General features: G+C 70.0%; 17 protein-coding genes. 12 read left to right on the top strand and 5 right to left on the bottom strand.

Going from position 1 to position 24,281, the window contains the following annotated elements:
* Positions 1-203: 203 nt before the first annotated feature.
* From WAF18_RS07750 to glmS, 5 genes are all read right to left on the bottom strand, one after another.
* On the bottom strand, positions 204-1,454 hold the full coding sequence (locus WAF18_RS07750; RefSeq protein WP_337244587.1) for a Wadjet anti-phage system protein JetD domain-containing protein: 1,251 nt from the start codon (positions 1,452-1,454) through the stop codon (positions 204-206).
* A complete protein-coding gene (locus WAF18_RS07755; protein ID WP_337244588.1) occupies positions 1,451-4,879 on the bottom strand; it encodes an SbcC/MukB-like Walker B domain-containing protein in 3,429 nt (1,142 codons plus the stop codon). The genes WAF18_RS07750 and WAF18_RS07755 overlap by 4 nt, the downstream gene beginning before the upstream one ends.
* A complete protein-coding gene (locus WAF18_RS07760; RefSeq protein WP_337244589.1) occupies positions 4,866-5,513 on the bottom strand; it encodes a DUF4194 domain-containing protein in 648 nt (215 codons plus the stop codon). Before WAF18_RS07760 ends, WAF18_RS07755 begins: the two co-directional genes overlap by 14 nt.
* Entirely contained in the window at positions 5,510-6,961 is a 1,452-nt protein-coding gene (locus tag WAF18_RS07765; protein WP_337244590.1) for a Wadjet anti-phage system protein JetA family protein, read from the bottom strand. Before WAF18_RS07765 ends, WAF18_RS07760 begins: the two co-directional genes overlap by 4 nt.
* 118 nt (positions 6,962-7,079) lie before the next feature.
* Positions 7,080-8,912, bottom strand: coding sequence for a glutamine--fructose-6-phosphate transaminase (isomerizing) (glmS, locus tag WAF18_RS07770; RefSeq protein WP_337244591.1), 1,833 nt, complete (start codon positions 8,910-8,912; stop codon positions 7,080-7,082).
* Positions 8,913-9,131: 219 nt separating this feature from the next.
* Here glmS and WAF18_RS07775 point away from each other — a divergent pair, with 219 nt between their 5' ends.
* The 12 genes from WAF18_RS07775 to WAF18_RS07830 all read left to right on the top strand — a co-directional run bounded on the left by WAF18_RS07775 (position 9,132) and on the right by WAF18_RS07830 (position 24,259).
* Positions 9,132-10,433 (top strand): efflux RND transporter periplasmic adaptor subunit, encoded by a 1,302-nt coding sequence (locus WAF18_RS07775; RefSeq protein WP_337244592.1) that lies wholly within the window; start codon positions 9,132-9,134, stop codon positions 10,431-10,433.
* A gap of 56 nt (positions 10,434-10,489) precedes the next feature.
* Positions 10,490-11,182, top strand: coding sequence for an ABC transporter ATP-binding protein (locus WAF18_RS07780; protein WP_183427966.1), 693 nt, complete (start codon positions 10,490-10,492; stop codon positions 11,180-11,182).
* A gap of 14 nt (positions 11,183-11,196) precedes the next feature.
* Positions 11,197-12,519: an ABC transporter permease gene (locus tag WAF18_RS07785; protein ID WP_337244593.1), complete on the top strand. Its 1,323-nt coding sequence runs from the start codon at positions 11,197-11,199 to the stop codon at positions 12,517-12,519.
* A gap of 11 nt (positions 12,520-12,530) precedes the next feature.
* Complete coding sequence (locus WAF18_RS07790) at positions 12,531-13,748, top strand: FtsX-like permease family protein (RefSeq protein ID WP_337244594.1); 1,218 nt, start codon at positions 12,531-12,533, stop codon at positions 13,746-13,748.
* A 14-nt stretch (positions 13,749-13,762) separates the two neighbouring features.
* A complete protein-coding gene (locus tag WAF18_RS07795; RefSeq protein WP_337244595.1) occupies positions 13,763-15,067 on the top strand; it encodes an ABC transporter permease in 1,305 nt (434 codons plus the stop codon).
* A gap of 47 nt (positions 15,068-15,114) precedes the next feature.
* Positions 15,115-16,341: an FtsX-like permease family protein gene (locus tag WAF18_RS07800; protein ID WP_337244596.1), complete on the top strand. Its 1,227-nt coding sequence runs from the start codon at positions 15,115-15,117 to the stop codon at positions 16,339-16,341.
* An 11-nt stretch (positions 16,342-16,352) separates the two neighbouring features.
* A complete protein-coding gene (locus tag WAF18_RS07805) occupies positions 16,353-17,651 on the top strand; it encodes an ABC transporter permease (RefSeq protein WP_337244597.1) in 1,299 nt (432 codons plus the stop codon).
* 26 nt (positions 17,652-17,677) lie between these two features.
* Positions 17,678-18,901 carry an FtsX-like permease family protein gene (locus tag WAF18_RS07810; protein ID WP_337244598.1) on the top strand — a complete coding sequence of 408 codons (1,224 nt, stop codon included), beginning with the start codon at positions 17,678-17,680 and terminating at the stop codon, positions 18,899-18,901.
* Between the two features lie 20 nt (positions 18,902-18,921).
* Positions 18,922-20,250 carry an FtsX-like permease family protein gene (locus WAF18_RS07815; RefSeq protein WP_337244599.1) on the top strand — a complete coding sequence of 443 codons (1,329 nt, stop codon included), beginning with the start codon at positions 18,922-18,924 and terminating at the stop codon, positions 20,248-20,250.
* A gap of 11 nt (positions 20,251-20,261) precedes the next feature.
* On the top strand, positions 20,262-21,518 hold the full coding sequence (locus WAF18_RS07820) for an FtsX-like permease family protein (RefSeq protein ID WP_337244600.1): 1,257 nt from the start codon (positions 20,262-20,264) through the stop codon (positions 21,516-21,518).
* A gap of 93 nt (positions 21,519-21,611) precedes the next feature.
* Positions 21,612-22,946: a sigma-54 dependent transcriptional regulator gene (locus WAF18_RS07825; RefSeq protein ID WP_337244601.1), complete on the top strand. Its 1,335-nt coding sequence runs from the start codon at positions 21,612-21,614 to the stop codon at positions 22,944-22,946.
* The gene (locus WAF18_RS07830) at positions 22,946-24,259 is read left to right on the top strand and encodes a HAMP domain-containing sensor histidine kinase (protein ID WP_337244602.1); all 1,314 of its coding nucleotides are present in this window, start codon (positions 22,946-22,948) and stop codon (positions 24,257-24,259) included. Before WAF18_RS07825 ends, WAF18_RS07830 begins: the two co-directional genes overlap by 1 nt.
* Positions 24,260-24,281: the final 22 nt, after the last annotated feature.

Below are 24,281 nucleotides of genomic sequence, written 5' to 3' on the forward strand. Positions count from 1 at the left end.
CCGTCAACACCTTTCGGTGAATCTTTTTGCCTTCCCTTCGTGGCCCGAACCGAAGCCCGTTTCCGCCGAAGGAGCCGCACATCTTAGCGCAGCTTCCCGATCTGTCAACTCCCTGTGAAACCCCAGAAGTCCGACCGGTCCCCGCTTCCCTGGCCGACCTCAGCGTCGTCACAGCGTTGCGGGGCGCGCATTGTAAGCCGAATTCACACCCGGTCAACACCCCTGTCATGCAGATGTCGCGATCCCGTGTCAGACGGCGCGCTCGCTTGCAGTGGCAGCCGTGCACGCAACGCTTCCTGCTCGAGCAGCAGCGGACGGACGGTCAGCACTTGGGCGACATCCGGCCACCCCGCCGCCTGCGCCCAGCGCAGCATGGCGCTGAGCTGCGTCGCCGACGGGCGGCGCGCGGCTTCGATCTCGGCCGGTGCCAGGTCCTGCGGCGACATCAGCCAGGGCCGCACCACGTGGCCCGCCTCGCGCATCGCGGCGGCCAGCGTGGCCGCAATCCGGAAGCCGCCTTCGTCGATATCGCCCCAGTGGTAGACAGCCACGTCGTCGGGCAATGCCTGCAGCACCCGTGCGCAGGCACGGCGCCAGGCCGGCGATGGCATCCCCCCTGTGTAGACCAGCAGCCCGTCTGCGGCCCCCTCGCAGGCCGCCGCATCGTGAAAGCTGGCCAGGTTCTCGATCGTCAGCAGGAATCGCGCCCCGGTCACGACCGCGTCGAGCCGTTCGACCGGGATGCCGAGATAGGGCCGGACCAACGGCAAGCCGGTGCCGTCGACAACGAGCGTGCCGGTCCCGGCGATCAGCATCGGCTGCGGCTCGCGCCTCAGACCGAGTGCCGACCAGACGTGCTCGCGCTCAGGCGCGCTTGCATTCACCTCACCGCCGATCAGAAGCGCGAGCCACGGCGTCAGGGCCTCCAGCCGCTTGCTGTCGCCCAGCAGGCGAACGCTCTCGCGCCGCAGCATCCGTTCTGCGCCGGCATCGGCGTGGCGCGCCGCGACGACCCGCGCCGCGTCGGCCAGGTCGGCCGCCGATTCAGGGCCGTGGCCTGGCCCCTTGCCCTGCGCCCAGGCGTCGAGCACCTCGGCAATGACCGGAAAGCGTGGCAGCCACCCGTCCAGCCGGGCCCTGGCCTCAGCCATGCGCGTGTCCAGCAATGCGATTCCCAGGTGCTGCGCCAACGCGTCGAGATCGCGCACCGTCAGGCGCAGCAGGCGTTGCCCGTCGTCTCGATGGCGGTCGCGTTGGGCCGAGATCGCGCCGTCGCGCTCGGCCAGGCGGACCTGCGCGTGGAAGTCTTCCTGCTCGGCAAGGGTGGACAGCGCGAGGTACTCGGCCGCGCTCGCGCCCGTCATCGGCAACGAAGCGGGCGCGGACTGGCCGCGCAGGCGTGCCCGCTCGCCCTTGCGCAGCAGCCGTTCGAGCACGCGCCGGGCGGCGCTCACGTCGCGCCGCGCTCGCTCGCGATACGGGCGGTCTCCTCGGCCAGCAGCTCGGGATGCAGGTCGAACTGGTCGCTGAGCAACAGCGCGCGGGCAGCCGCCTTGACCTCGATCCGTTCGACCTGGAGCAGATCGCCATCGCGGAACAGCTCGATGTAGCTGTCGAGCACGCCGCTGAGCGTGCCCTGCGCGGTATCGGGCGCGGCGAGCACGAGCTGCAGGCCGAGCGAACGCAGATAGTTGGTCGTCGCCCGCGCATTCTGGGCGTCGATCTTGTCGCCGAACTCATCCAGCAGAATCAGGCCCATGCCGCCGGGGTGGACATCGCTCTTGCCATAGGCCGCGGCGAGCGCGGCGCCGGCGATGACGTACAGCGGCGCGCGATGTTCGCCGCCCGAGCCCGAGCGCATGCGCTCGCTCAGCGAGCCGATCACGCGATCGTCCTGGCGGATCTGCACCTCGAAGCGGAAGAACCGCCGGTAGTCGTCGAGTGGCGACTGCGCGCTGCGCGCGGCGGCGCCGTCTTCGATCAGCTCGCGGAACGCGGCCGGCACTTCGCCGGCGGTGCCGAACAGGCCGTCCTCGCCGCCGACATCCGCGGCGCGGCGGATGAAGCGCTCCAGGTCGCGGAACTCGGGTACGACCTCGTAGTGGAACTGGTAGCGCTCGTTGTTGGAGAACGCCGGGCTGCTGCGCAGGGTCCGGTTGAGCGTGGCGATCTGCTGCTTGAGGCGATTGAAGTTGTCGTACAGCGCCGACGCGACGCTGGCGCGGAAGGTCTCGACCGCGGTGGCGTAGGCCTGCTCGGCCTCGCCCTGGTAGCGCACCAGGTCGGTGTCGCGCAGTTGCGTGAGTTCGCGCTGCAGCAGGCTGCGTGCCGGACGCCAAGCGCTGGCGTCGAAATCCAGGTTCAGGCCATGGTCGCGGGCGTACTGCGCCAATGCGCTCCAGGCCTCGGGCAGCAAGCGGCCGAGCTGACCGTCGCTGTCACGGGCGCGCTCGTCGCAGCGCCGGCTGCGCTCCTCGAGCGAGGGCCACTTGGCGTCGAGTTCCTCGCGCTGACGCTCGACCCGGTTCGGATCGACATCGCCGTCGCGGAAGGCATCGACCGCGGCCTGGGCGACGAGCGCTTCCTGCGCCTGCAGGCCTTCGAGCACCCGCTGCGCCTGGTCGACGCCGTTGCGCGACAAGGCCTCGGTGCCGATCAGGGCCTCGATCCGGCGCTCGTTCTCATCGTGGCGCTCGCGCAACGCCCGCACCTGCTCGGCCAGGCGCAGCAGGTCGGGATCGACCGCGTCGGCCTGGCTGCGCACGCGGGCGCGGTAACGCGATTCGATCTGGCGATGCTGCAGCAACTGCGCATGCAGGGCGTCGGCGGTCTCGCCGGCGTCGGCGAAGCGGGCGAACGCCTGCTGCAGCGCGTCGAGGCGACGCGCCTCGGGTTCGCACTCACGCAGGTCGCGCTCGACGGCCTCAAGTTCTTCGCGCAACACCCGCAGGCGTTCGCGGCCATCGTTGGCGCCGATCCGCAGTTCCGAGCCGGCAGGCAACCGGCGCCGCTCGATCCCGCCGCCCTTGGCCACCAGGCCGTCGCGGGTCAGGCCCTGGCGGCTGCGCACGACTTCGGCTTCGGTCTCCACGCAGCGCAGATCGCCGAGCTGCCGACGCAGATACGCGACCGCGTCGGCATCGTCACCCTCGATCAACGCCGCGACACTGTCGGCCGCGGGACGCTCGCCGCGCTGTCCGCGCGCAGCACCGGGCAGCGCCAACTTGACGCCATAGACGGCGCGCGCGCCCTGCAGCGCGCGATACACGCGCACCGCCTGCTCTTCCTGGCCGGCCGGCACCAGCAGCGCTTCGACGTGGCTGCGCAGATAGGCTTCGATGGCCGGCTGCCAGGCCGCATCGCGCACGCGCACCAGATCGCAGACCGGCTGCGCCTCGATCCCGGCGTCATGCAGATAGTTCATCAACCGCATGACGTCGTCGCGCAGACCGGCCTTGCCGACGCTCAGACGTTGCTGATTGCCCTTGAGTGCGTCGCGACGGCTGCGCGCTGCCTGCCAGGCCTCGTGGGCGGCGCGGGCGCGCGTGGCGACGGCGGCGCGCAGTGGCGCCGCGGACGCGAGCGCCTCCAGGGCCTGGGCATGGAAGCGATCGGGCGCCAGCGCGATGGCGGCGTCGGGCGCAAGCTCGGACAGCGCGCCGGCCCAGTCGCGCCAGGGCGCGACGGCAGCGTCGATCCGGGCGGCATCGAGCTCGGCGACGCCCAGGCCTTGCACCGCCTGCAACTGGTCACGCACATAGGCGAACTGGGTGCCCAGTTCACGCTTGAGGCGGACCAGCTCCTCACGGTCGCGCTCGGCCAGTTCGTCGAACGAGGCTTGCTCCCCAAAGCCGCGGCTCCCCTGGAGCTGCTGCTGGGCGAGCTCGAGTTCGTGCTTGAGGCTCTCGCGCTCGCTGCGCGCGTCCTGCAACTGCACGCGGGCCGCCGCCAGCGCCTGGCGGGCCGCTTCACCCGCCTGCTCGGCCTGCTCCACCTGTTCGCCGAGCAGATCGCGGCGGTACTCGGCCGCGAGCGCGCGGTAGGAAGCGGCACGCACCGCCTGTGCGGCAATCTTGCCGTACTGGCGCTCGACCTCTTCGGCCGATTCGATGCGCTGGCGGACCTGTTCGATCTTGTCGCGGATCTGCCGGAAGCTCTCGAGCAGCGCGCGGAAGCGGGCGATGTCGGTCGGCCGGTCTTCGGCGACCAGCGTCCGCACGAACAGGTCGACGTCCTCCACACGCTGCAGGTTCAGCGCATTCTGGAACGCCTTGCGATAGGCGTTGAGGTCGGGCTGGACACCTGGCGCAGCGCGCAGCCGGAACAGCAGGTCGCGGACAAAACGCTCGCTGGTGGTGTGCAGCTCGACCTTCTCGCCCGCTTCGCGGCAGCGGCGCGCCGCCAGTTCGCGGAATGTCGGCCAGGCCAGCGGCAGTTCGCGGCCCTTGACGCGTTCCAGGTGATCGTCGCGCTCCAGCGCGACGCCGGGCAGCAGGTACAGGCCGTGCAGCCGGTGCTCGGGCTCGTCGACGGAAGCGCCCAGCGCGATGCCGGCCGTCAGCGCCTGACCGGTCTCCTGGTCGCGGAACACCAGGCTGATATAGGTGGTTGCGGTGCGACGCTTGCGGCCGTCGTCGCCACTGCGGTACACGCCCAGGCAGTAATCGCGGATCGTGCGCGCGCGGGCGCTGCCGCCGGCTTGGGCGTTGAAGCGGATGCGGCTGCGGTCGCCGCCCAGCAGCACGATCTGCAGCGCGTCGAGCAACGCACTCTTGCCGGCGCCGTTGGGCGCGATGATCGCGCTGGTCGCATCGAGTTCGAGCGTCTGCGCCTCGAACAGGAAGAACTGCACTAGGTGGACGCGTTCAAGCAGCTGCATCGTCATCCTCCGGCGTGTCCTGCGCGCTGTCGTCCGAGGCGCCGTCGTCGTCATCGCGATTGTGCTGGTCGAGGCGCTGCAGCCACAGTTCGCCGACGATCTCCACGATCGCCGGACGCACCACCAGATGGAATGGCTGCGGATCGTCGCGGTCCGAATCCACCAGCCGCGCCAGGCCCCAGCGGCGCAAGGTGCGTGCCAGCGTGCGCAAGGTGCCGACGTCGGGCATCGGGCGGCCGGCCAGTGCCTGGTAGGCCTCCTGCAGTTCGGGCAGCTCGACGACGACCTCGCCGTGTTCCTCGATCTGTCCCTGGCGCATCGCCTCGTCATAGCGCTGGCGCAGCACCAGCAGCAGCAAGGTCTCGTCCAGCGTGACTGCGACGCCCTCGCCATGCGCGGGCAGCGCGACCAGATAGCGGTAGTGCGGATTGCGCGCCAGCCGGATGCCCAGCGGCGCGAGCGCGCCGACGAAATCGTCGAAATGGTCCTCGACCAAGTGGTAGGCCACGCGCGAGGTGCGATCGGCGGCGTAGAGCACCTGCTCGGTGACCAGGCGATACGCCGCGCGTTCGAAGTCCTGCACGGCGTACAGGCCGTTGGACTGTTGGCTCAAGGTGTTCCAGCTGCGTTTCATGCGGGGGTCCGGGAAGCGGGCGCGAGCCGGCGGACGACGAAGCGCGGCGCGCGCAGGACGCCATTGTCCAGCGGTTCGGCGGAATCGAGGAGCTCGACGCGGAAACCGCGCAGCAGCCGGCTGAGCGGATCGTCGCGGCGCAGACCGCCGATCCGCTGGCTGCGCAGCGCGAGCGTGAGCAGGGTCTGGTAGGCGCGCAGGTCCTCGATCGAGGCCACGCGCATCTGCGCCGAATCGACGCTGTCGGCCTCGCCCAGGTGGTGGCCGACATAGCGGGCCATGTCCTCGGCGGTGACCAGCCGCGCACGCTTCATGCGCCGCAACAGGCTCAGCCGCGCGAGTTGCTCGGGCGTCGGCACCTGCGCGGCGTTGGCACTGCGCGGAATCGGCTGCGGCCGGGTCCGCGGCGGACGCAGACGGGTCTCGTCCATCAGCGCGCCGGGCGCGACCGGCAAGCGCAGCGCTTCGGCCGGCGCGGTCAGCACGCCGCGACAGGCACGACGCAGCAGGATGTCGAGCCGATCGGGCGCGCGCAGCCGGTAGTCGAGGAACGCCAGCGCGCGGCGGTTGGCCTGGCGGATGTCGTCATCGAGCCGGCCCAGGTACTCGTCGATGCGCTCGAGCTCGCGCAGGCGGCGCAGGCTGCGCCCGAGCCGCAGCGCCGCACGGGCATCGTCGCCCCCGGCCAGGTGCTCGCGGTACCAGGCCCGCAGCGCCTCGTGCCGCGGGCCGGTCTCGACCTGCTGCACCATCGCCAGGATCGAGCTGCGGCGCGCCAGCGGGTGGTCGGCGCGATGCAGACCGGCGTAGTCGCCGATGAAAAAGCGCGAGACGTACTGCTCGAACCATTGCCGCGCGAACTGCGCGGTGGTCTCGGCGCGGCTGAGCTCGGGCATCAGGTCGCGCACCTGCAGGCTCATCGACGCCAGCGAGACCAGCAGCCGGCGGGCCTGGTCGGCTGCTTCATCGAGGGCGTCACCGGCGCCGGCCCCATCGACGACCTGCTGCATCTGCAGTTCGATCGAGCGCACCTTGGCCGAGACGAAGGTCGGTCCGTGCTCGGCGAACTCGACCAGGGTCGACAACAGCTGCGAGACCGCCGGCGGCATGGCGACCATCTCGCGAGCGCCGATGCGCTCCTGGCGCAGCCAGCCGGCGTTGCGGAACCGCTCGTAGATGCCATGGGCGCGGATGCCCGGCGGCGTGTCCGGGCCCTGCCCGTCCTCGTCCTCCCAGGGATCGTCGGCCACCAGATAGCGCTCGATCGCGGCGGTGATCTCGCGACGCGGCAAGCCGTGACTGGGCGGCATCGGCGCATCGGGGCCGAAGAACTCATCGAACAGGCGGTGCAGGAGCAGCCAGTAGTGTTCGCGGTTGGCCGAGGCCAGCGGGCCGAACACGCCGGCGGGCACGACCGAGAACAGCGAGGGCGGAGTCGGATCGCTCATCGAGCGTCGCGTCCGTGCGGGCAGTACGTCGTCTTCACCGCGGCATTTTCACAGATCGCGAGGCCGGCGTGGGTGTGCCGCCGCGGCCGGCAACGGCCGGGCGGCGGCGCCCGCCGGCCTACTCGACGGTGACCGACTTGGCGAGATTGCGCGGCTTGTCGACGTCGGTGCCGCGCGCCAATGCGGTGTGGTAGGCCAGCAACTGCACCGGGATCGTGTGCACGATCGGGCTCAGCACGCCGACGTGGCGCGGGGTGCGGATCACGTGCACGCCCTCCGACGGGCCGAAGTTGCTGTCGGCATCGGTGAAGACGAACAGCTCGCCACCGCGCGCGCGCACCTCTTGCATGTTGGACTTCACCTTCTCCAGCAAGCCGTCCTTGGGCGCGATCACCACGACCGGCATGTCGGCATCGACCAACGCCAGCGGGCCGTGCTTGAGCTCGCCCGCCGGATAGGCCTCGGCGTGGATGTAGGAGATCTCCTTGAGCTTGAGCGCGCCTTCGAGTGCGATCGGGTAATGCACGCCGCGGCCCAGGAACAGCGCATGCTGCTTGGGTGCAAAGCGCTCGGCCCACGAGGCGATCTGCGGCTCGAGGTTGAGCGCGTGCTGCACGCTGCCCGGCAGATGGCGCAGGGCCTCGACGTAGTCGGCCTCCTGCGCGGCATCGACGCGGCCGTTCAATTTCCCGAGCGTGGCGGCCAGCGCGAACAGGCCGACGAGCTGGGTCGTGAACGCCTTGGTCGAGGCGACGCCGATCTCGGCGCCGGCGCGGGTGTAGAACACCAGGCTGCTGGCGCGCGGGATCGCACTCTCGGGCACATTGCAGATCGACAGCGTGTGCCGGTGGCCGAGCGACTTGGCGTACTTGAGCGCCTCCATCGTGTCGAGCGTCTCGCCCGACTGGGAAATGGTCACGATCAGGTGCTTGGGGTTGGCCACCGCCTCGCGGTAGCGGTACTCGCTGGCGATCTCGACCGAGCACGGCAGCCGGGCGATCGACTCGATCCAGTAACGGGCGACCGAGCCGGCATAGAAGCTGGTGCCGCAGGCCAGGATCTGCACGCCCTCGATCTCGCTCAGCACCTGGCCGTCGGCATCGCCGAACAGCGCCGGCGCAAAGGCGGCCGCATCGATGATTGCCTCGAGCGTGTCACCCAGCGCGCGCGGCTGCTCGTGGATCTCCTTCTGCATGAAGTGCCGGTACGGCCCGAGCTCCAGCGACGCCAGCGAGACGTCGGACAGGTGTTCGGGGCGCTTCACCTCGGCCCCGGTGCCGTCGAAGATCCGCACCGCGTTGCGGGTGAGCTCGGCGGTGTCGCCTTCCTCGAGGAAGATCACCCGGCGGGTGGCCTGGAGGATCGCCGAGACATCGGAGGCGACGAACTGTTCGCCCTCGCCCAGACCGACCAGCAACGGGCAGCCCATCCGCGCCGCGACCAGGCGACCGGGGTCGCGCCGGTCGATCACCGCCAGCGCGTAGGCGCCATCGAGCTCATTGACCGTGGCCTGCAGCGCGGCCAGCAGATCCAGCCCCTGGGTCTGGTGATGGTGGATCATGTGGGCGATGACCTCGGTGTCGGTCTGCGATTCGAACACGTAGCCCAGTGCGGTCAGGCGCTCGCGCTGCGTCTCGTGGTTCTCGATGATGCCGTTGTGCACCAGCGCCAGCGTGTCGTGGCTGATGTGCGGATGCGCGTTGTGCTCGGTCACGCCGCCGTGGGTCGCCCAGCGCGTGTGGCCGATCCCTAAGGACGCGTGCAGCCCCTCGACCTGCGCGGCGGCGGCCATCTCGGCGACGCGGCCGGTCCGGCGCACGCGCCGCACCCTGTCGCCGTCGAGCACGGCGAGGCCGGCCGAATCGTAGCCGCGGTACTCGAGCCGCTTGAGGCCTTCGACCAGAACCGGGACCACATCGCGATCCGCGATCGCACCGACGATTCCGCACATACCGCCCACTCCTGCCAGTCAATGCACCATTCTAGCGGCCGGCCAGGTCCCGGCGCAGAGACGCGGTTACACGAGTCCGTACGCGGGTTGTCCGGGGCTGCGGACGTCCGGACGCCGTTGCGGACACCCGGGAGACCTCAGAAAATCAATTAAAATCAAAGACTTGCGCTTGGCACGATCCCTGCTTGATTCCAGGCAGATCCCGATCGTGCCTTGTCCATGTCCGCACCCGCCTCCCCCTCTCCCGTCCGCCGCGGTATCCGCGACACCTCCGCGCAGGACACGGTCCATGTCGCGCGCCCCGACCGCCGGCGTCGCTGGCTGGCGATCGCTGCAGCCGCGATCGCGGTGATTGCAGCACTGGCCTGGCTCATCGCCGGCTGGGCGTCGGGCGCCACGTCGATCGACGCGGCCCGGCTGCGCATCGCCGAGGTCACCCGTGGCGACCTGGTGCGCGACATCGCCGCCGAGGGTCGCGTGATCTCGGCCAACAGTCCCACGCTGTACGCGATCGCCCCGGGCACGGTGACCCTGAAGGTGGTCGCGGGCGACCGCGTCGAGAAGGGCCAGGTGCTGGCCGAGATCGACAGTCCGGAACTGCGCAGCAAGCTGGTCCAGGAAGAATCCACCTTCGCCAGCCTGCAGGCCGAGGCCGAACGCGCGACGCTCGATGCGCGGATCGCCCGCGCCGAGGCGCGCAAGCTGCTCGACCAGGCGCAGATCGAGCGCACCGCAGCCGAACGCGATCTGCAGCGCTACCAGCGCGCCTTCGAGGCCGGCGTCGTCGCCCAGGTCGATCTGGCGAAGTCGGAGGACGCGCTGAAGAAGACCGACATCGGCCTGGCCTCGGCGCGCGAGGACGCCAACCTGCAGGGACAGGGCGCCGGGCTGGACGCGCGCAACAAGCAGTTGCTGGCCGATCGTCAGGGCGCCGTCGTCGCCGAGGCGCGCCGCCAGGTCCGGGCGCTGACGCTGCGTGCGCCGTTCGATGGCCAGGTCGGCCAGGTGCAGGTGGCCCAGTTCACCAACGTGGCTGCCAACGCGCCGGTGCTGGGCGTGGTCGATCTGTCGGTGTTCGAAGTCGAGATCAAGGTGCCCGAGAGCTTCGCACGCGACCTGGCGATCGGCATGCCGGCCGAGATCCGCAGCGCCAATGAAGTGTTCCCGGCCGAGGTCTCGGCGGTCTCGCCCGAGGTCGTCGCCGGCGAAGTCGCCGCGCGCGTGCGCTTCTCCGAACGCCAGCCCGCCGGCCTGCGCCAGAACCAGCGGCTGTCGGCGCGGATCCTGCTCGACACCCGGCGCGATGTGTTGATGGTCGAGCGCGGCCCGTTCGTCGAGCAGTCCGGTGGCCGCTACGCCTATGTCGTCGACGGCAACAGCGCGGTACGCCGTCCGATCCAGGCCGGCGCCAGCAGCCTGGGGGCGGTCGAGATCGTGTCGGGCCTGCAGGCCGGCGAGCGCATCGTCGTCTCGGGCAGCGACCTGTTCGGCGATGCCGAACGGGTGCGCATCAGCCGCTGACATTCTTCCCGGGCCCGAATCGGCCCGCTCCTTCCATCCAAGATAAGGATCGCCCCATGTTGCAGATGAACCAGGTCGGCAAGGTCTACCGCACCGAACTCGTCGAAACCCATGCGCTGCGCGCGCTCGACCTGCACGTCCGCGAAGGCGAGTTCGTCGCTGTCACCGGGCCGTCGGGTTCGGGCAAGACGACCTTCCTCAACATCGCCGGCCTGCTGGAAACCTTCACCAGCGGAACCTACAAGCTCGACGGCGTCGATGTGCAAGGGCTGGGCGACAACCAGCGCTCGCGCCTGCGCAACGAGAAGATCGGCTTCATCTTCCAGGGCTTCAACCTGATTCCCGACCTCAACCTGTTCGACAACGTCGACGTACCGTTGCGCTATCGCGGCATGCCGGCCTCCGAGCGCCGGCTGCGGATCGAAGAAGCGCTGGGCCTGGTGGGCCTGGCCTCGCGCATGAAGCATTACCCGGCCGAGTTGTCGGGCGGCCAGCAGCAGCGCGTGGCGATCGCCCGCGCGCTGGCCGGCAGTCCGCGCCTGCTGCTGGCCGACGAACCGACCGGCAACCTCGACTCGCAGATGGCGCGCAGCGTGCTGGAACTGCTCGAGGAGATCCACGCGCAGGGCACGACGATCGTCATGGTCACCCATGATCCCGAGCTCGCCGCGCGCGCCCAGCGCAATGTGCACATCGTCGACGGCCTGGCGACCGATCTGCGCCGCGAATCCGCGACCGCCGCGGCCTGAGGAACGCGCGCCCGATGTTCGCCTACTACGCCCGGCTCGCGCTGCGCAGCTTCGGCCGCAACCAGGTCTTGACGGCGTTGATGGTGCTGTCGATCGCGGTCGGCATCGGTGCGGCAATGACCACGGTGACCGTGATGCACCTGCTGTCGGGCGATCCGCTGCCCGGCCGCAGCGGCACGCTCTTCTATCCGCAGGTCGACCCGAGGCCCGGCGAACGCATGCGCCCCAATCCCCCGGACATGCTCGACCACACCACCGCGATGGATCTGTGGCGCGCGGGCCGTGCGGACCGGCAGGCGCTGGTGGTCGAAAGCGAGATTCGGCTGCAGGCACCCGACACCGGGCGGCCGAAGCTGATGACCCAGATGCTGTCCACGCATGCCGACTTCTTTCCGATGTTCGACGTGCCGTTCGCCTACGGCGCCGGCTGGAGCGCCGCCGACGACACTGGTCACGCCCGCGTAGCGGTGATCTCGGCCGACCTCAACCGCACGCTGTTCGGCGGCCACGACAGCGTCGGCCGGACGCTGCGCATCCGCGACACCGACGTACGCATTGTCGGCGTACTCGCGCCGTGGCGGCCCTCGCCGCTGTACTACCGCCTGGCCGGCGGCAACTTCGCCCAGGGCGACACCGCCAGCTTCTATGCCGCGCCGCAGGATGTCTTCTTGCCGTTTTCCACGGGCCTGGAGATCAACGACGGCCACTTCCAGCAGTTCACGTGCTGGCAACTGCCCGAGGTCCCGGGTCATCTGCAGGGCAGCGACTGCGTGTGGCTGCAGTTGTGGGTGCAGCTCGACACCCCGGACAAGGTCGCCGGCTATCGCGATTTCGTCACCGCCTATGCACGGCAGCAGCAAGCACAGGGCCGGATCCAGCACGCGGACAACGCGCGCGTGGTCGGACTGATGGACTGGCTGGACTACAACCACGTCGTTCCGCGCGACGTGAGGCTGCAAACCTGGCTGGCGCTGGCGTTCCTGGCGATCTGCCTGTTCAACACGGTCGGGCTGCTGCTGGCCAAGTTCCTGCGCCGCGGCGGCGAGATCGGCGTGCGCCGGGCACTCGGCGCCTCGCGCCGGGAGATCTTCGTGCAGTGTCTGGTCGAAGCCGGCATGGTCGGACTGGCCGGTGGCGTCCTGGGCTGGGGACTGACGTTGCTCGGGCTGTGGGCGATCCGACGTCAACCGGTCGAGTACGCCGATCTGGCAAGGCTGGACCTGTCGATGTTCGCAGCGACCTTCGCGCTGGCGCTCGTCGCAAGCCTGCTCGCCGGCCTGTTCCCCGCCCTGCGCGCCAGCCGGATCGCACCGGCCATGCAACTCAAGTCGCTGTGAGGACCCCGGTGATGGACATCCGACCGATCGTCGCCGCCCTGCGCCGGCACCGCATCGCCACGAGCCTGATCGTGCTCGAGATCGCACTTGCCTGCGCGGTGCTGTGCAATGCCTGCTTCCTGATCGCAGGGCGCGAGGCGCTGATGCGCATCGACAGCGGCATCGATGCGTCGTCGCTGGCGGTCGTGGCGCTGCGTGGCTGCGACGGCTGCGTCAACGCCGACATCAACGCCCGGGCGCTGGCGGCCCTTCGCGGCCTGCCGGGCGTGCAGGCGGCCGGCGTACTCAATGCCACCCCGTTCGGCATTCGCGACGCCGACGCCGGCGTGACGCTGGATGCCGAAGGCCGGCACTTCGGCGGCGTGCCGCATTTCTACACCTTCGGTCCCGATGCGATCGAGACGCTCGGCCTGCGGCCGTCGCAGGGTCGGGGCTTCGAGGCGGCGGATTTCCAGCCGATCGAGAACTTCCTGCCGACCGAGGCCGAGGTCTGGATCACCGAGGCCTTCGCCGCCCACCTGTGGCCTGGCGAGGCGGCGATCGGCCGCGAATTCTGGATGGGCGACTACCACTTCCGCGTCGCCGGCCTGCTGGCGCACTTCGCCCGTCCCAATCCCGGACGCAGCGAGAATGGCGTTGCCGGCGCGCAGTGGTCGGTGATCGTGCCGGTGCGCGATGAGGCGCAGTCGGGCGTCTACGCATTTCGCGCCGATCCGCTCGACCTGCCGCGGCTGGCGATCGCCGCGCGCGAGGCGGTGGCCGCGGCCGTGCCCGAAGCGGTGATCGATCTGGACCAGAGCCGCCCGCTGTCGGACCTGCGCGAACGTTACTTCGAGCGCGACCGCGCGATGGCCTGGCTGCTGCTCGGCGTGATCGCCGCGATGCTGCTGGTGACGGCCTTGGGCATCGTCGGGCTCGCCAGCTTCTGGGTCCAGCAGCGCACCCGGCAGATCGGCATTCGTCGCGCGCTCGGCGCGACCCGTGGCGACATCCTGCGCTACTTCCAGCTCGAGAACTTTCTGCTTGCCGGTCTGGGCATCTCCCTGGGCATGGCGCTGGCCTATGGCGGCAACCTGCTGCTGATGCGCCATTTCGAACTGGCGCGCCTGCCGCTGTCGTACCTGCCGCTGGGCGCGGCGCTGCTGTGGCTGCTCGGCCAGGCGGCCGTTCTGGGCCCGGCGTTGCGCGCCGCCGCCATCTCCCCCGCCATCGCCACTCGCAGCGCCTGACGTACGGACCTGCCATGCTCGGTTACTACCTGACCCTCGCCCTGCGCAGCTTCCGCCGCAACCGCGTGCTGACCGCGCTGATGGTGCTCACGCTCGCACTGGGCATCGGTGCGTGCATGACTACGCTGACGGTGTTCCACGTGCTGTCGGGCGACCCGATTCCGGGCAAGAGCGACCGGCTGTTCCATGTCCAGCTCGATCCCGAGCCGCTGGCCACCTACGTGCCGGGCGCCGAACCCGACAGCCAGCTCACCCGCTTCGATGCGGAGGCCTTGTTGCGCGACAGAGGCGCGACGCGGCAGGCGATGATGACCGGGGGCGGCGGGATCATCGAGGCCGAAGACAGCGCCGTTCGCCCGTTTCTCGAGTCCATGCGCTACACCTCGGCCGACTTCTTTGCGATGTTCGATGTGCCCTTCCTCCACGGCCAGGGCTGGACGGCGCAGGACGACGCCGGACGCGGCCGCGTCGCGGTGATCGGACGCACCCTCAACGACAAGCTGTTCGGTGGCGCCGACAGCGTCGGCCGCCAGATCCGCGTCGACGGCAATGCGCTGCGGATCGTCGGCGTGATCGACGACTGGTTGCCGCGGCCCAAGTTCTACGACCTCAACACCGGCCGCTTCGATGGCCAGGAGCATCTGTTCCTGCCGTTCTCGACGGCGGTCGAACTCGAGATGGGCACCTCGGGCAGCAGCAACTGTTTCGGCAACGCACCGACCAACGACAGCCGGGCGGTCAATGCGCCCTGCACGTGGATCCAGTACTGGGTGGAACTCGAGAACCCGGCGCAGGCCGATGGCTTCAGGGCCTACCTCGCCAACTATTCCGCACAGCAGAAGGCGGCGGGGCGGTTCGAGCGGCCAGCCAACGTGCGGCTGCGCAGCGTGATGGACTGGCTCGACCACCGCAAGGTCGTGCCCGGCGACGTGCGTCTGCAGCTATGGCTGGCACTGGGCTTCCTGCTGGTGTGCCTGGTCAATACCGTGGGCCTGTTGCTGGCCAAGTTCCTGCGCCGCGGCGGCGAGATCGGTGTGCGTCGTGCGCTTGGCGCTTCGCGCCGCGACGTGTTCGTGCAGGCGATCGTCGAGAGCGGCACGGTGGGGATCGCCGGCGGCCTGCTCGGGCTGGGGCTCGCGCAGGCCGGCCTGTGGGCAGTGCGCCATCGCCCGACCGACTACGCCGCGCTCGCCCATCTCGACGGCGCGATGCTGCTGCTCACGTTCGTGCTCGCGCTCGTGGCCAGCATCGCTGCCGGCCTGCTGCCGGCCTGGCGAGCGATGCAGATCGCACCGGCGATCCAGCTCAAGTCCCAGTGACACGCGCTTGCCCCGCTCCCCCTATCGCGCATCCACAGGTCGCCACCATGCACGTCCCCCCCATCATCTCGTCACTGCGCCGCCACCGGACCGCAGCGCTGCTGATCGTGCTGGAGATCGCGCTGACCTGCGCGATCGTCTGCAACGCCTTGTTCCTGATCGGCGAGCGCATCGATGCGGTCCGCCGCCCCAGCGGCATCGCCGAACGCGAACTGCTACAGATCCGGCTCAGCGGCATCGGGCCGCAGGCCGACGCCGGCGCGCGGACGCGTGAGGATCTGGCAGCGCTGCGCGCCGTGCCCGGCGTTGCTGGTGCGACGGTCACCAACCAGTTGCCGTTCTACCGGTTTTCGTCCAGCAACTCCGGGGTATCGCTGAGCGCCGACCAAGCGCAGCCGACACTGCACGCAGCGCGCTACCACGCCGACGAGACCACCATCGCGACGCTGGGCATCCGCCTGGTTGCGGGTCGCGACTTCCTGCCTGACGAATACATGGACGTTGCCGAGGTGGAAGCGCTCGATGGCAGCGAAGGTGTGCGCGGCGCAACCATCGTCACCGCCTCGATGGCCGAGCGGCTGTTTCCCGGCGAACAGGCGGTTGGACGCACGATGTACCTCGGGCCGATGCCCCTGGTCATTGTCGGCGTTGTCGAATCCCTGGCCCGGCCCTCGCCGAGCGACGGTGAGGGCACGTTCTCGTTTCTCGTGCCGATCCGCCTGCACTACAACAACGGCGGCTCGTATCTCATCCGCGTGATCGATCCGGCACGCCGCGACGCGGTGCTCGCGGCCGCGGTCGATGCCCTCGAAGCGGTCGATCCCAACCGGCTGATCCTTGCCCGCAGTTCCTACGAGGCCATCCGCGCAGACTACTTCCGCAACGATCGCGAGATGATCGGCCTGTTGTCGACCGTCTCGATCGTGCTGCTGGTGGTGACCGCATTCGGCATCGTCGGTCTGGCGAGCTTCTGGGTGCAGCAGCGCACGCGCCAGATCGGCGTGCGCCGCGCGCTGGGGGCGACCCGAGCGCAGATCCTGCGCCACTTCCAGGCCGAGAACTTCCTGCTCACCAGCATCGGCATCGTCCTGGGCATGGCCCTGGCCTATGCGCTCAACCAGCTGATGATGGGCCGCTACGAACTGCCGCGCCTGCCGCTGGCCTACCTGCCGATCAGCGCGCTGCTGCTGTGGGCGCTCGGACAGGCCGCCGTGCTGTGGCCGGCGCTCCGTGCCGCCGCCATTTCCCCCGCTATCGCCACCCGCGCCGCCTGAGGACTTCCGACATGTTGGGTTACTACTGCAATCTCGCGGTGCGCAGCTTCCGGCGCAATCGCATGTTGACCGCGCTGATGGTGCTGGCGGTCGCGCTGGGCATCGGCGCCAGCATGACCACGCTGACCGTGTTCCACGTGCTGTCGGGCGACCCGATCCCGGACAAGAGCGACCGGCTGTTCCATGTCCAGCTCGATCCCGAACCGATGACCGGTTACACCGCCGGCGGCGAGCCGGCGCGGAATATGACCCGTTTCGACTCCGAGACGCTGCTGCACGAAGCCCGGGGCAAACGCCAGGCCTTCATGAGCGGCGGGTTCGTGGCGCTGGAGCCCGAAGGCGCGTCGCCCTACTTCACCGACGCGCGCTACACCACCGGCGAATTCTTCCCGATGTTCGATGCGCCGATGGCGTTCGGGCGTGGCTGGAGCGCACAGGACGATGCGGACGCTGCGCGCGTGGCGGTGATCTCGGCCGAGACCAACCAGAAGGTGTTCGGCGGCGGCGACAGCACCGGCAAGACGCTGCGCATCGACGGCAACGCATTCCAGGTCATCGGCGTGCTGGCACCCTGGCGGCCGACGCCCCGGTTCTGGGACCTCAATCTCGACGGGTTCGAGCCCTTGGAATCGGTGTTCGTACCGTTCTCCGCCGCGATGGACGCCAAGCTCTCGCGCATGGGCAGCATGAGCTGCTGGGGCGATTCGGGCGGCATCGATTCCAACGCCCGCAACGCGCCGTGCGCCTGGCTGCAGTACTGGGTGGAGCTCGATTCGCCGGACGATGCCGCGGCGTATCGCGACTACCTGCTCGCGTACTCCGAACAGCAACGTCAGGCTGGGCGCTTCGTGCGGCCTGCGAACGTGCGCCTGCGCGATGTGCGCGCGCATCTCGACTACGCCCAGATCGTGCCCGGCGACGTGCGCCTGCAGGTCTGGCTGGCGTTCGGCTTCCTGCTGGTGTGCCTGGTCAACACGGTAGGCCTGCTGCTGGCCAAGAGCCTGCGCCGCGCGTCGGAGATCGGGGTGCGACGCTCGCTGGGCGCCTCGCGCAAGGCGATCTTCGCGCAGTTCCTGGTCGAGGCCGGCACGATCGGGGTGGCCGGCGGCATCGCCGGGCTCGCGGTCGCGCTCTGCGGCCTGTGGGCTGTGCGTCAGGCGCCAAGCACCTACGCCGAGCTCGCCCGGCTCGACCCGACCATGCTGCTGACCACGTTCGTGCTGTCGATCGTCGCGACCTTGTTGGCCGGCCTGCTCCCCGCCTGGCGGGCGACCCAGGTCATGCCCGCGATCCAGCTCAAATCCAATTGACCCCGGCCCAACCGACGGACACCCGCATGGACATCCGCCCCATCTTCTCCACCCTGCGCCGCCACAAGACCGCGGCCGCCCTGATCGTGATGGAGATCGCGCTCGCCTGCGCGATCATCTGCAACGCCATCTACCTGATCGACCGTCGCATCGACCGCATGGCGCGCCCCAGCGGGGCGGTGGAGAACGAGCTGGTCCAGTTGCAGATGCCGCGCGTGAGTCGCGACGACACACTCGATCTCAATGCCTACGTCGCGCGCGACCTCGCTGCGCTGCGCGCAGTGCCGGGGGTGCGGCACGTGGCGGCCGCCACCCAGATCCCGTACGGCAACAGCAGCTCGAGCAGCGGCGTGCGGCTCAGCGACGACCAGGTGAACAACACGCTGATCGCCTCGCCGTACCTGGGCAGCGAGGACCTGCTCGATACGCTCGGGCTGCGCCTGATCGCCGGCCGCGGCTTCAATGCCGAGGACTATGTGGACATGGCGCGCATCGATGCCGGCGGCGAGGACGCGAAGGTGCCCGCGGTCATCGTCAACCGCGCGATGGCGCAGGCGCTGTTCCCGGGCGAAGACGCGGTCGGCAAGCACATCTACAGCTGGGGCAGCGCGCCGATGCCGATCGTGGGGGTCGTCGAGACGCTGGCGCGTCCGAACGACAACAGCGGCCCCGGCGATGCGACGATGCTGCTGCCAGTCCGCGTGGCCTCGCCCAATCTCAACTACCTGATCCGGACCGATCCCGCGCAGCGCCGCGAGGTACTGGAGGCGGCCGAGGCCGCGCTCAAGCGGATCGACCCCAACCGGGTGACGGTCAATAAGCACCTCATCAGCGAACTGCGGGAAAAGTACTACCGGCAGGACCGGGCGATGGCGGTGCTGCTGGTCGTGGTGTGCATCGCCCTGCTGGTGGTCACCGCGCTGGGCATCATCGGCCTGGCCAGCTTCTGGGTGCAGCAGCGCGCCAAGCAGATCGGTATCCGTCGCGCCCTCGGTGCGACCCGCGGCCAGATCCTGCGCTACTTCCAGGTGGAGAACTTCCTGCTGGCGACGATGGGCATCGCGCTGGGAATGCTGCTGGCCTACGGCCTCAACCAATTGTTGATGGCGCGCTACGAACTGGGCCGGCTGCCGCTGATGTATCTGCCGGCCGGCGCGCTGGTGTTGTGGGCGCTCGGGCAGATCGCCGTGTACGGGCCGGCGCGCCGCGCCGCCTCGGTGCCGCCGGCGGTCGCTACCCGCAGCACTTGAGGTCATCAAGGAGGATGGGGATGCGGTATGCGTTCGAGTTGGGGGTGCGTGGCCTGCTGCGGCATCCGCGCACCATGGGGCTGGCGGTCGCGACCCTGGCCATGGGGCTCGCGGCCACGATGACGATGCTGACCTTGCTGTCGATGCTCTCGGCCGATCCCTTGCCGGGTCTGAGCCAGCACCTTTACCTGGGTTGGGTCGATTCGCGCCAGGCCCCGGCCGCGGGCGCGCGTGCGTCCGACGACGTCGGCGCCCCGCCCCGGCTGTGGAAGCTTGCCGATGTCCAGGCCATCGCCAACGCCCAGCCCGGCGTCCGGCAGACCGCGCTGGTGCCGACCTCGCTGACCCTGGAAGGCGAGGACGCGCGACGCGAATCGGTGCGTGCATTGCTCGCGACCGGCCCCCTGCCCTCGATGTTCGGGGTGCCGCTGCTGCATGGCCGCAGTTGGACCGAACAGGAAGCGCGCGATCACGCCCCGGTCGCGATCATCGACGCACGCACCAGCCTGCGGCTGTTCGGTCGCGCCGACGGCACCGGCCAGTTGCTCCGCGTCGGCCAGGGGCAGGTGCGGGTCGTGGGCATCAGCGCCGAATGGAATCCGCAGCCGGGGTTCTACGCGCTGCAGGAGTCGGATTCGGGCTGGGGCGAGGCGCTGGCGATCCGCGCATTCCTGCCGCTGGACAGCGCGCTCGCAGTCGGCGTGACCCCGATCAGCGCGCAGGACTGCGATCGCGGCGGGACCGGGGGCTTCCGCTTCAACGAGCTCGATCTCGGCGCCTGCCGCTTCCTGCAGCTCTGGGCCGAGTTGCCGACACCGCAGGCGGTCGACGATTTCCGCGCCGCCCTCGAGCGGTATGCCCGGCAACGCCACGACACCGGCGCGTTCGAGCGCCCACCGCAGGCGCAGGTGTACAGCGTGCGGGCCTGGCTGACGGCCAACCGCGTGGTGCCCGACAGCGTGCGATTGAACCTGTGGCTCTCGCTCGGGCTGCTCAGCCTGTGCATGGTCAACATCGCCGGATTGCTGGCCGCACGTTTCCTGCGTCGCGGCGGCGAGCTGGGCGTGCGTCGGGTACTGGGCGCAAGCCGCCGGACGATCGTGGTCCAGTGCCTGGTCGAAGCCGGGGCGGCGGGTCTGGCCGGCGGCCTGCTGGCGCTGCCGCTGACGCTGTTCGGGCTGTGGGTGGTGCGTCTGCAGGACCGTGGCTACACCGAGCAGGCCGTGCTGAACCCGGGGCTGTTCGTCGTGCTGCTCAGCCTCGCCGTCGCGGTGGGGCTGCTGGTCGGGCTGCTGCCCGCCTGGCGCGCGGCGCGGATCGAACCCGCGCTGCAGGTCAAGAGCCTTTGATGGAGCCTTCGATGATCCGATTGGCCACTCTCCCGCCCCTGCGGCCGATTCTTTCTGTGTTGCACCGACAGCGGCTGATGCCAGTGCTGGTCATTGCGCAGATCGCGCTGGCCTGCGCGATCCTGACCAATGCGCTGTTCCTGCTGCAGCGCCAGGTGGGCCCGATGCTGATTCCCGACGGCATCGTGCGTGGGCAGCTGCTGCTGGTCGACCAACTGATCCAGGCACAGGGGCGCTGGACCACCGCGGACGTGCAGTCCCTGAAACAGACGCTGCAGACGATTCCGGGCGTGCGTGCGGTGGCGCCGACCCTCGGCATCCCGATGCGCCAGACGATGACGTTCACTCTCACGCTCGACAGCCCGGCCGAGGTCAGCGTCACCGCGACCGGCTTCGCCGGCGAGGGGCTGGTGCCGGCGCTCGGGCTGGAGCTGGTGCGTGGCCGCGACTTCGAGGACGGCGACTACGCCCGCGATGGCAGCCTGTTCGGCGACGACGCGCGCCGCGGCATCGTGCCGGCGATCCTGACCGAGGCGCTGGCACGCACGCTGTTCCCGGATGGCGACGCGATCGGCGGCGTGCTCAGCGATGCCGGCGAACCGCGCTATGTCGTTGTCGGCACAGTCCGCCGCCTGCTGCGCTACCAGCTCTCCGAGCTCGACGATGGCCAGGCCGAGTACTCGATGCTGATTCCCAACCGGGTCTTCGAGGACCTGCCGATTCTGGCGTTTGCGGTCCGCACCGAACCGGACGCGCGCGAGACGGTGCGGGCGCAGATCCAGGCGGTCTTCGCGCGCCAGGACGGCCCGCAGCTGATGACCGGCATCGCGCCGATCATCGTCGACTACGAGTCCCAGCGCTCGGATGCGTTCAAGACCCGGCGCGCGGCAGTGTGGCTGCTGGGCACCGTCTGCCTGGTCGTCACGCTGATCACGCTGATTGGCATCGCCAGCCTGACCGGCTACTGGATCGAGCAGCGGATCCGCCAGATCGGCATTCGCCGCGCGCTCGGCGCAACCCGCGGCGATGTGCTGCGACATTTCCTGGCCGAGAACGCACTCATCGTCGCGGCCGGCCTGGTCCCGGGCATGCTCGCCGCATACGCGATCAACCAGTGGCTGATGCAGCACTACGCGATGGCGCGTCTGCCGCTGGCCTACCTGCCGATCGGTGCGGCGCTGCTGTGGCTGCTGGGCCAGCTCGCCGTGCTCGGCCCGGCGCGACGCGCAGCGGCGGTGCCGCCGGCGGTCGCCACCCGCAGTGCGTGAAGCGGTCGACACCGAACCGACCTCCACCGCGCCGGGCAGTGCCAGAATGGCTCCCCGGACGCGTCCCTCGCGAACAGGCCCCAGCGCTTCCCCATGCCCACCGTCCTGATCATCGACGACAACCCCGCGGTCGCCACCGCGCTCGACGTGCTGCTCTCGCTGCACGACATCGACACGGTGTATGCCGAGTCGCCCGAAGCCGGCCTGGCCGCGCTCGCGCGCGAGCCGGTCGACTTGGTGATCCAGGACATGAACTTCCGCGCCGACACCACGTCCGGGGACGAGGGCGCGGCGCTGTTCGAGGCGATCCACGCGCGCCATCCCGAGTTGCCGGTGGTGCTGCTGACCGCGTGGACGCACCTGGAGTCCGCGGTCGGACTGGTGAAGGCCGGCGCGGCCGACTACCTGGCCAAACCCTGGGACGACCACAAGCTGATGGCGACGGTCGCCAATCTGCTGGAACTGTCGGCCAGCCGGCGCGAACTCGAGCGCCGCCGCAGCCGCGAGCAGCGTGACCGGCACGCGCTCGAGGACGCCTACGACCTGCGCGGCACAGTCTTCGACGACGCCGCGAGTGAGCGCGTGCTCAGTCTGGCCGTCCAGGTCGCGCGCTCGGAACTGCCGGTGCTGGTCACCGGGCCCAACGGCGCAGGCAAGGAGAAGATCGCCGAGATCATCCACGCCAACTCTGCGGTCCGCGACGGTCCGTTCGTCGCGCTCAACTGCGGCGCGTTGCCGGCCGACCTGATCGAGGCCGAGTTGTTCGGCGCCGATGCCGGCGCCTACACCGGCGCCAATCGGGCGCGCGAAGGCAAGTTCGAGGCCGCCGATGGCGGCACGTTGTTCCTCGACGAGATCGGCAACCTGCCGCTGGCCGGACAGATGAAGCTGCTGCGGGTGCTCGAGACCGGGCGCTTCGAGCGGCTCGGCTCTAACCGCGAGCGCCAGGTCCGCGTGCGGGTGGTCAGCGCGACCAATGCCGATCTGCCCGCGGCGATCGCCGACGGGCGCTTCCGCGAAGATCTCTACTACCGGCTCAACGCGATCGAGCTCAAGGTGCCGGCACTGGCCGATCGCCCGGACGACATCCTGCCGCTGGCGCGGCACTTCCTGCCGGCCGGCCGGTCGCTGTCGCGCCCCGCCGAGCGCGCCCTGCTCGCGCACCGTTGGCCGGGCAACGTGCGCGAGTTGCGCAATGCGGTCCAGCGCGCCGCGCTGTTGTCGCAGGAGGCGGCGATCGCAGCCGACGCGCTGGGTCTGCCACAAGCCGCCATGCCGGCGTCCGGTGCGCCCGAGCCGGACCGCGCGGCGATCGAGGCCGCGCTGGCGCGTGCCGGCGGCGTACTGGCGCAGGCGGCCACCGACCTCGGGCTCTCGCGCCAGGCGCTGTATCGGCGCATGGACCGCCTGGGTCTGCGGCGCGACTGATGCCTGCACGCCAGCTGCCGCTGACGATCCGTCTCGGCGCCCTGGCGTCGCTGTTCGCGATCGCCGTCGCGCTGCTCGCCGCCTGGCTCACACGCTGGCTGCCGGCCTGGTCGGCGGTGCTCGCAGCCGCCGCGCTGTGCCTGCCCGGGCTGCTGTGGGCGGCGCAGCGGATGCTCGGCCCGGTGCGTGCGCTGTTCCGTGCGCTGGCCGGCGCGGTCACCTCCTATCGGGATGGCGACTACGGCTTCGGCATCCGTTGGGACGGCGGCGGCGAGCTCGGCGAACTGGTGGCGGCACACAACCGGCTCGGCGACGTGCTGCGCGAGCAGCGCCATGCGCTGGTGCAACGCGAACTGCTGCTCGACACGATGGTGCAGAACACCCCGGTGGCGATGGTGCTGTTCGATCCGCAGCAGCGCGTGGTGCTCGGCAATGTCGCCGCACGCCAGCTGCTCGGCGACGGGCGCCGGCTGGAGGGCCAGGGCTTCGAGGCACTGGCGGCGCAGGCGCCGCCGGCGCTGCGCGAGGCCTTGCTGCGCGGCGGCGACGGCCTGCTGAGCGTCGGCGAAGAGGACCAGGAGGACATCTACCACCTGTCGCGGCGTTCGTTTCGCCTCAACGGCCGCCGCCACGAACTGGTGCTGCTGCGCAGGCTGACGACCGAGCTGCGCCGGCAGGAAGTGCAGACCTGGAAGAAGGTCATCCGGGTCATCAGCCACGAGCTCAACAACTCGCTGGCGCCGATCGCCTCGCTCGCGCACTCGGGTGCGGAGTTGCTGCGGCGCGGCCAGCTCGAGCGCCTGCCCGATGCCCTGGCGACCATCGAGGAGCGCGCACGCCACCTCGAGGGATTCATCCGCGACTACGCGCGCTTTGCGAAGTTGCCAGCGCCGCGCACCGAAACGGTGCCCTGGCACACATTCCTCGCGCGCTTGCGCGACCAGGTGCCGTTCACGTTGGAAGGCGACGACGGCGGCCAGGTGCGCGTCGACGTCGCGCAGATGGCGCAATGCCTGATCAACCTGCTGCGCAACGCGCACGAATCCGGCTCCCCTGCCGATCAGGTGCGGCTGCGACTGCGACGGCTGCCCGATGGCTGGCGGATCGATGTTCTCGATCGCGGCGACGGCATGAACGAGGCGGTGCTCGCCAACGCGCTGCTGCCGTTCTACTCCACCAAGCGCAACGGGACTGGCCTTGGGCTAGCGCTGGCACGCGAGATCGCCGAAGCCCATGGCGGGCGGATCGCCTTGCAGAACCGAGATGCGGGCGGACTGCGAGTGACGCTGCAGCTGCCGGAGCCGCCGGCCTGAGCCGGGTTGACACGCCACACTG

Origin of the sequence: Luteimonas sp. gir (assembly GCF_037198055.1) — a bacterium.
GTDB classification, from domain to species: domain Bacteria; phylum Pseudomonadota; class Gammaproteobacteria; order Xanthomonadales; family Xanthomonadaceae; genus Luteimonas; species Luteimonas citri_A.

Excerpts from the sequence above, each read along its gene's own strand:
- WAF18_RS07825 (WP_337244601.1), top strand. The coding sequence starts at position 21,612 with ATGCCCACCGTCCTGATCATCGACGACAACCCCGCGGTCGCCACCGCG.
- WAF18_RS07765 (WP_337244590.1), bottom strand. The coding sequence starts at position 6,961 with ATGAGCGATCCGACTCCGCCCTCGCTGTTCTCGGTCGTGCCCGCCGGC.
- WAF18_RS07785 (WP_337244593.1), top strand. The coding sequence starts at position 11,197 with ATGTTCGCCTACTACGCCCGGCTCGCGCTGCGCAGCTTCGGCCGCAAC.
- WAF18_RS07815 (WP_337244599.1), top strand. The coding sequence starts at position 18,922 with ATGCGGTATGCGTTCGAGTTGGGGGTGCGTGGCCTGCTGCGGCATCCG.
- WAF18_RS07755 (WP_337244588.1), bottom strand. The coding sequence starts at position 4,879 with ATGCAGCTGCTTGAACGCGTCCACCTAGTGCAGTTCTTCCTGTTCGAG.
- WAF18_RS07795 (WP_337244595.1), top strand. The coding sequence starts at position 13,763 with ATGCTCGGTTACTACCTGACCCTCGCCCTGCGCAGCTTCCGCCGCAAC.
- WAF18_RS07775 (WP_337244592.1), top strand. The coding sequence starts at position 9,132 with ATGTCCGCACCCGCCTCCCCCTCTCCCGTCCGCCGCGGTATCCGCGAC.
- WAF18_RS07780 (WP_183427966.1), top strand. The coding sequence starts at position 10,490 with ATGTTGCAGATGAACCAGGTCGGCAAGGTCTACCGCACCGAACTCGTC.
- WAF18_RS07790 (WP_337244594.1), top strand. The coding sequence starts at position 12,531 with ATGGACATCCGACCGATCGTCGCCGCCCTGCGCCGGCACCGCATCGCC.
- WAF18_RS07810 (WP_337244598.1), top strand. The coding sequence starts at position 17,678 with ATGGACATCCGCCCCATCTTCTCCACCCTGCGCCGCCACAAGACCGCG.
- WAF18_RS07820 (WP_337244600.1), top strand. The coding sequence starts at position 20,262 with ATGATCCGATTGGCCACTCTCCCGCCCCTGCGGCCGATTCTTTCTGTG.
- WAF18_RS07830 (WP_337244602.1), top strand. The coding sequence starts at position 22,946 with ATGCCTGCACGCCAGCTGCCGCTGACGATCCGTCTCGGCGCCCTGGCG.
- glmS (WP_337244591.1), bottom strand. The coding sequence starts at position 8,912 with ATGTGCGGAATCGTCGGTGCGATCGCGGATCGCGATGTGGTCCCGGTT.
- WAF18_RS07800 (WP_337244596.1), top strand. The coding sequence starts at position 15,115 with ATGCACGTCCCCCCCATCATCTCGTCACTGCGCCGCCACCGGACCGCA.
- WAF18_RS07760 (WP_337244589.1), bottom strand. The coding sequence starts at position 5,513 with ATGAAACGCAGCTGGAACACCTTGAGCCAACAGTCCAACGGCCTGTAC.
- WAF18_RS07805 (WP_337244597.1), top strand. The coding sequence starts at position 16,353 with ATGTTGGGTTACTACTGCAATCTCGCGGTGCGCAGCTTCCGGCGCAAT.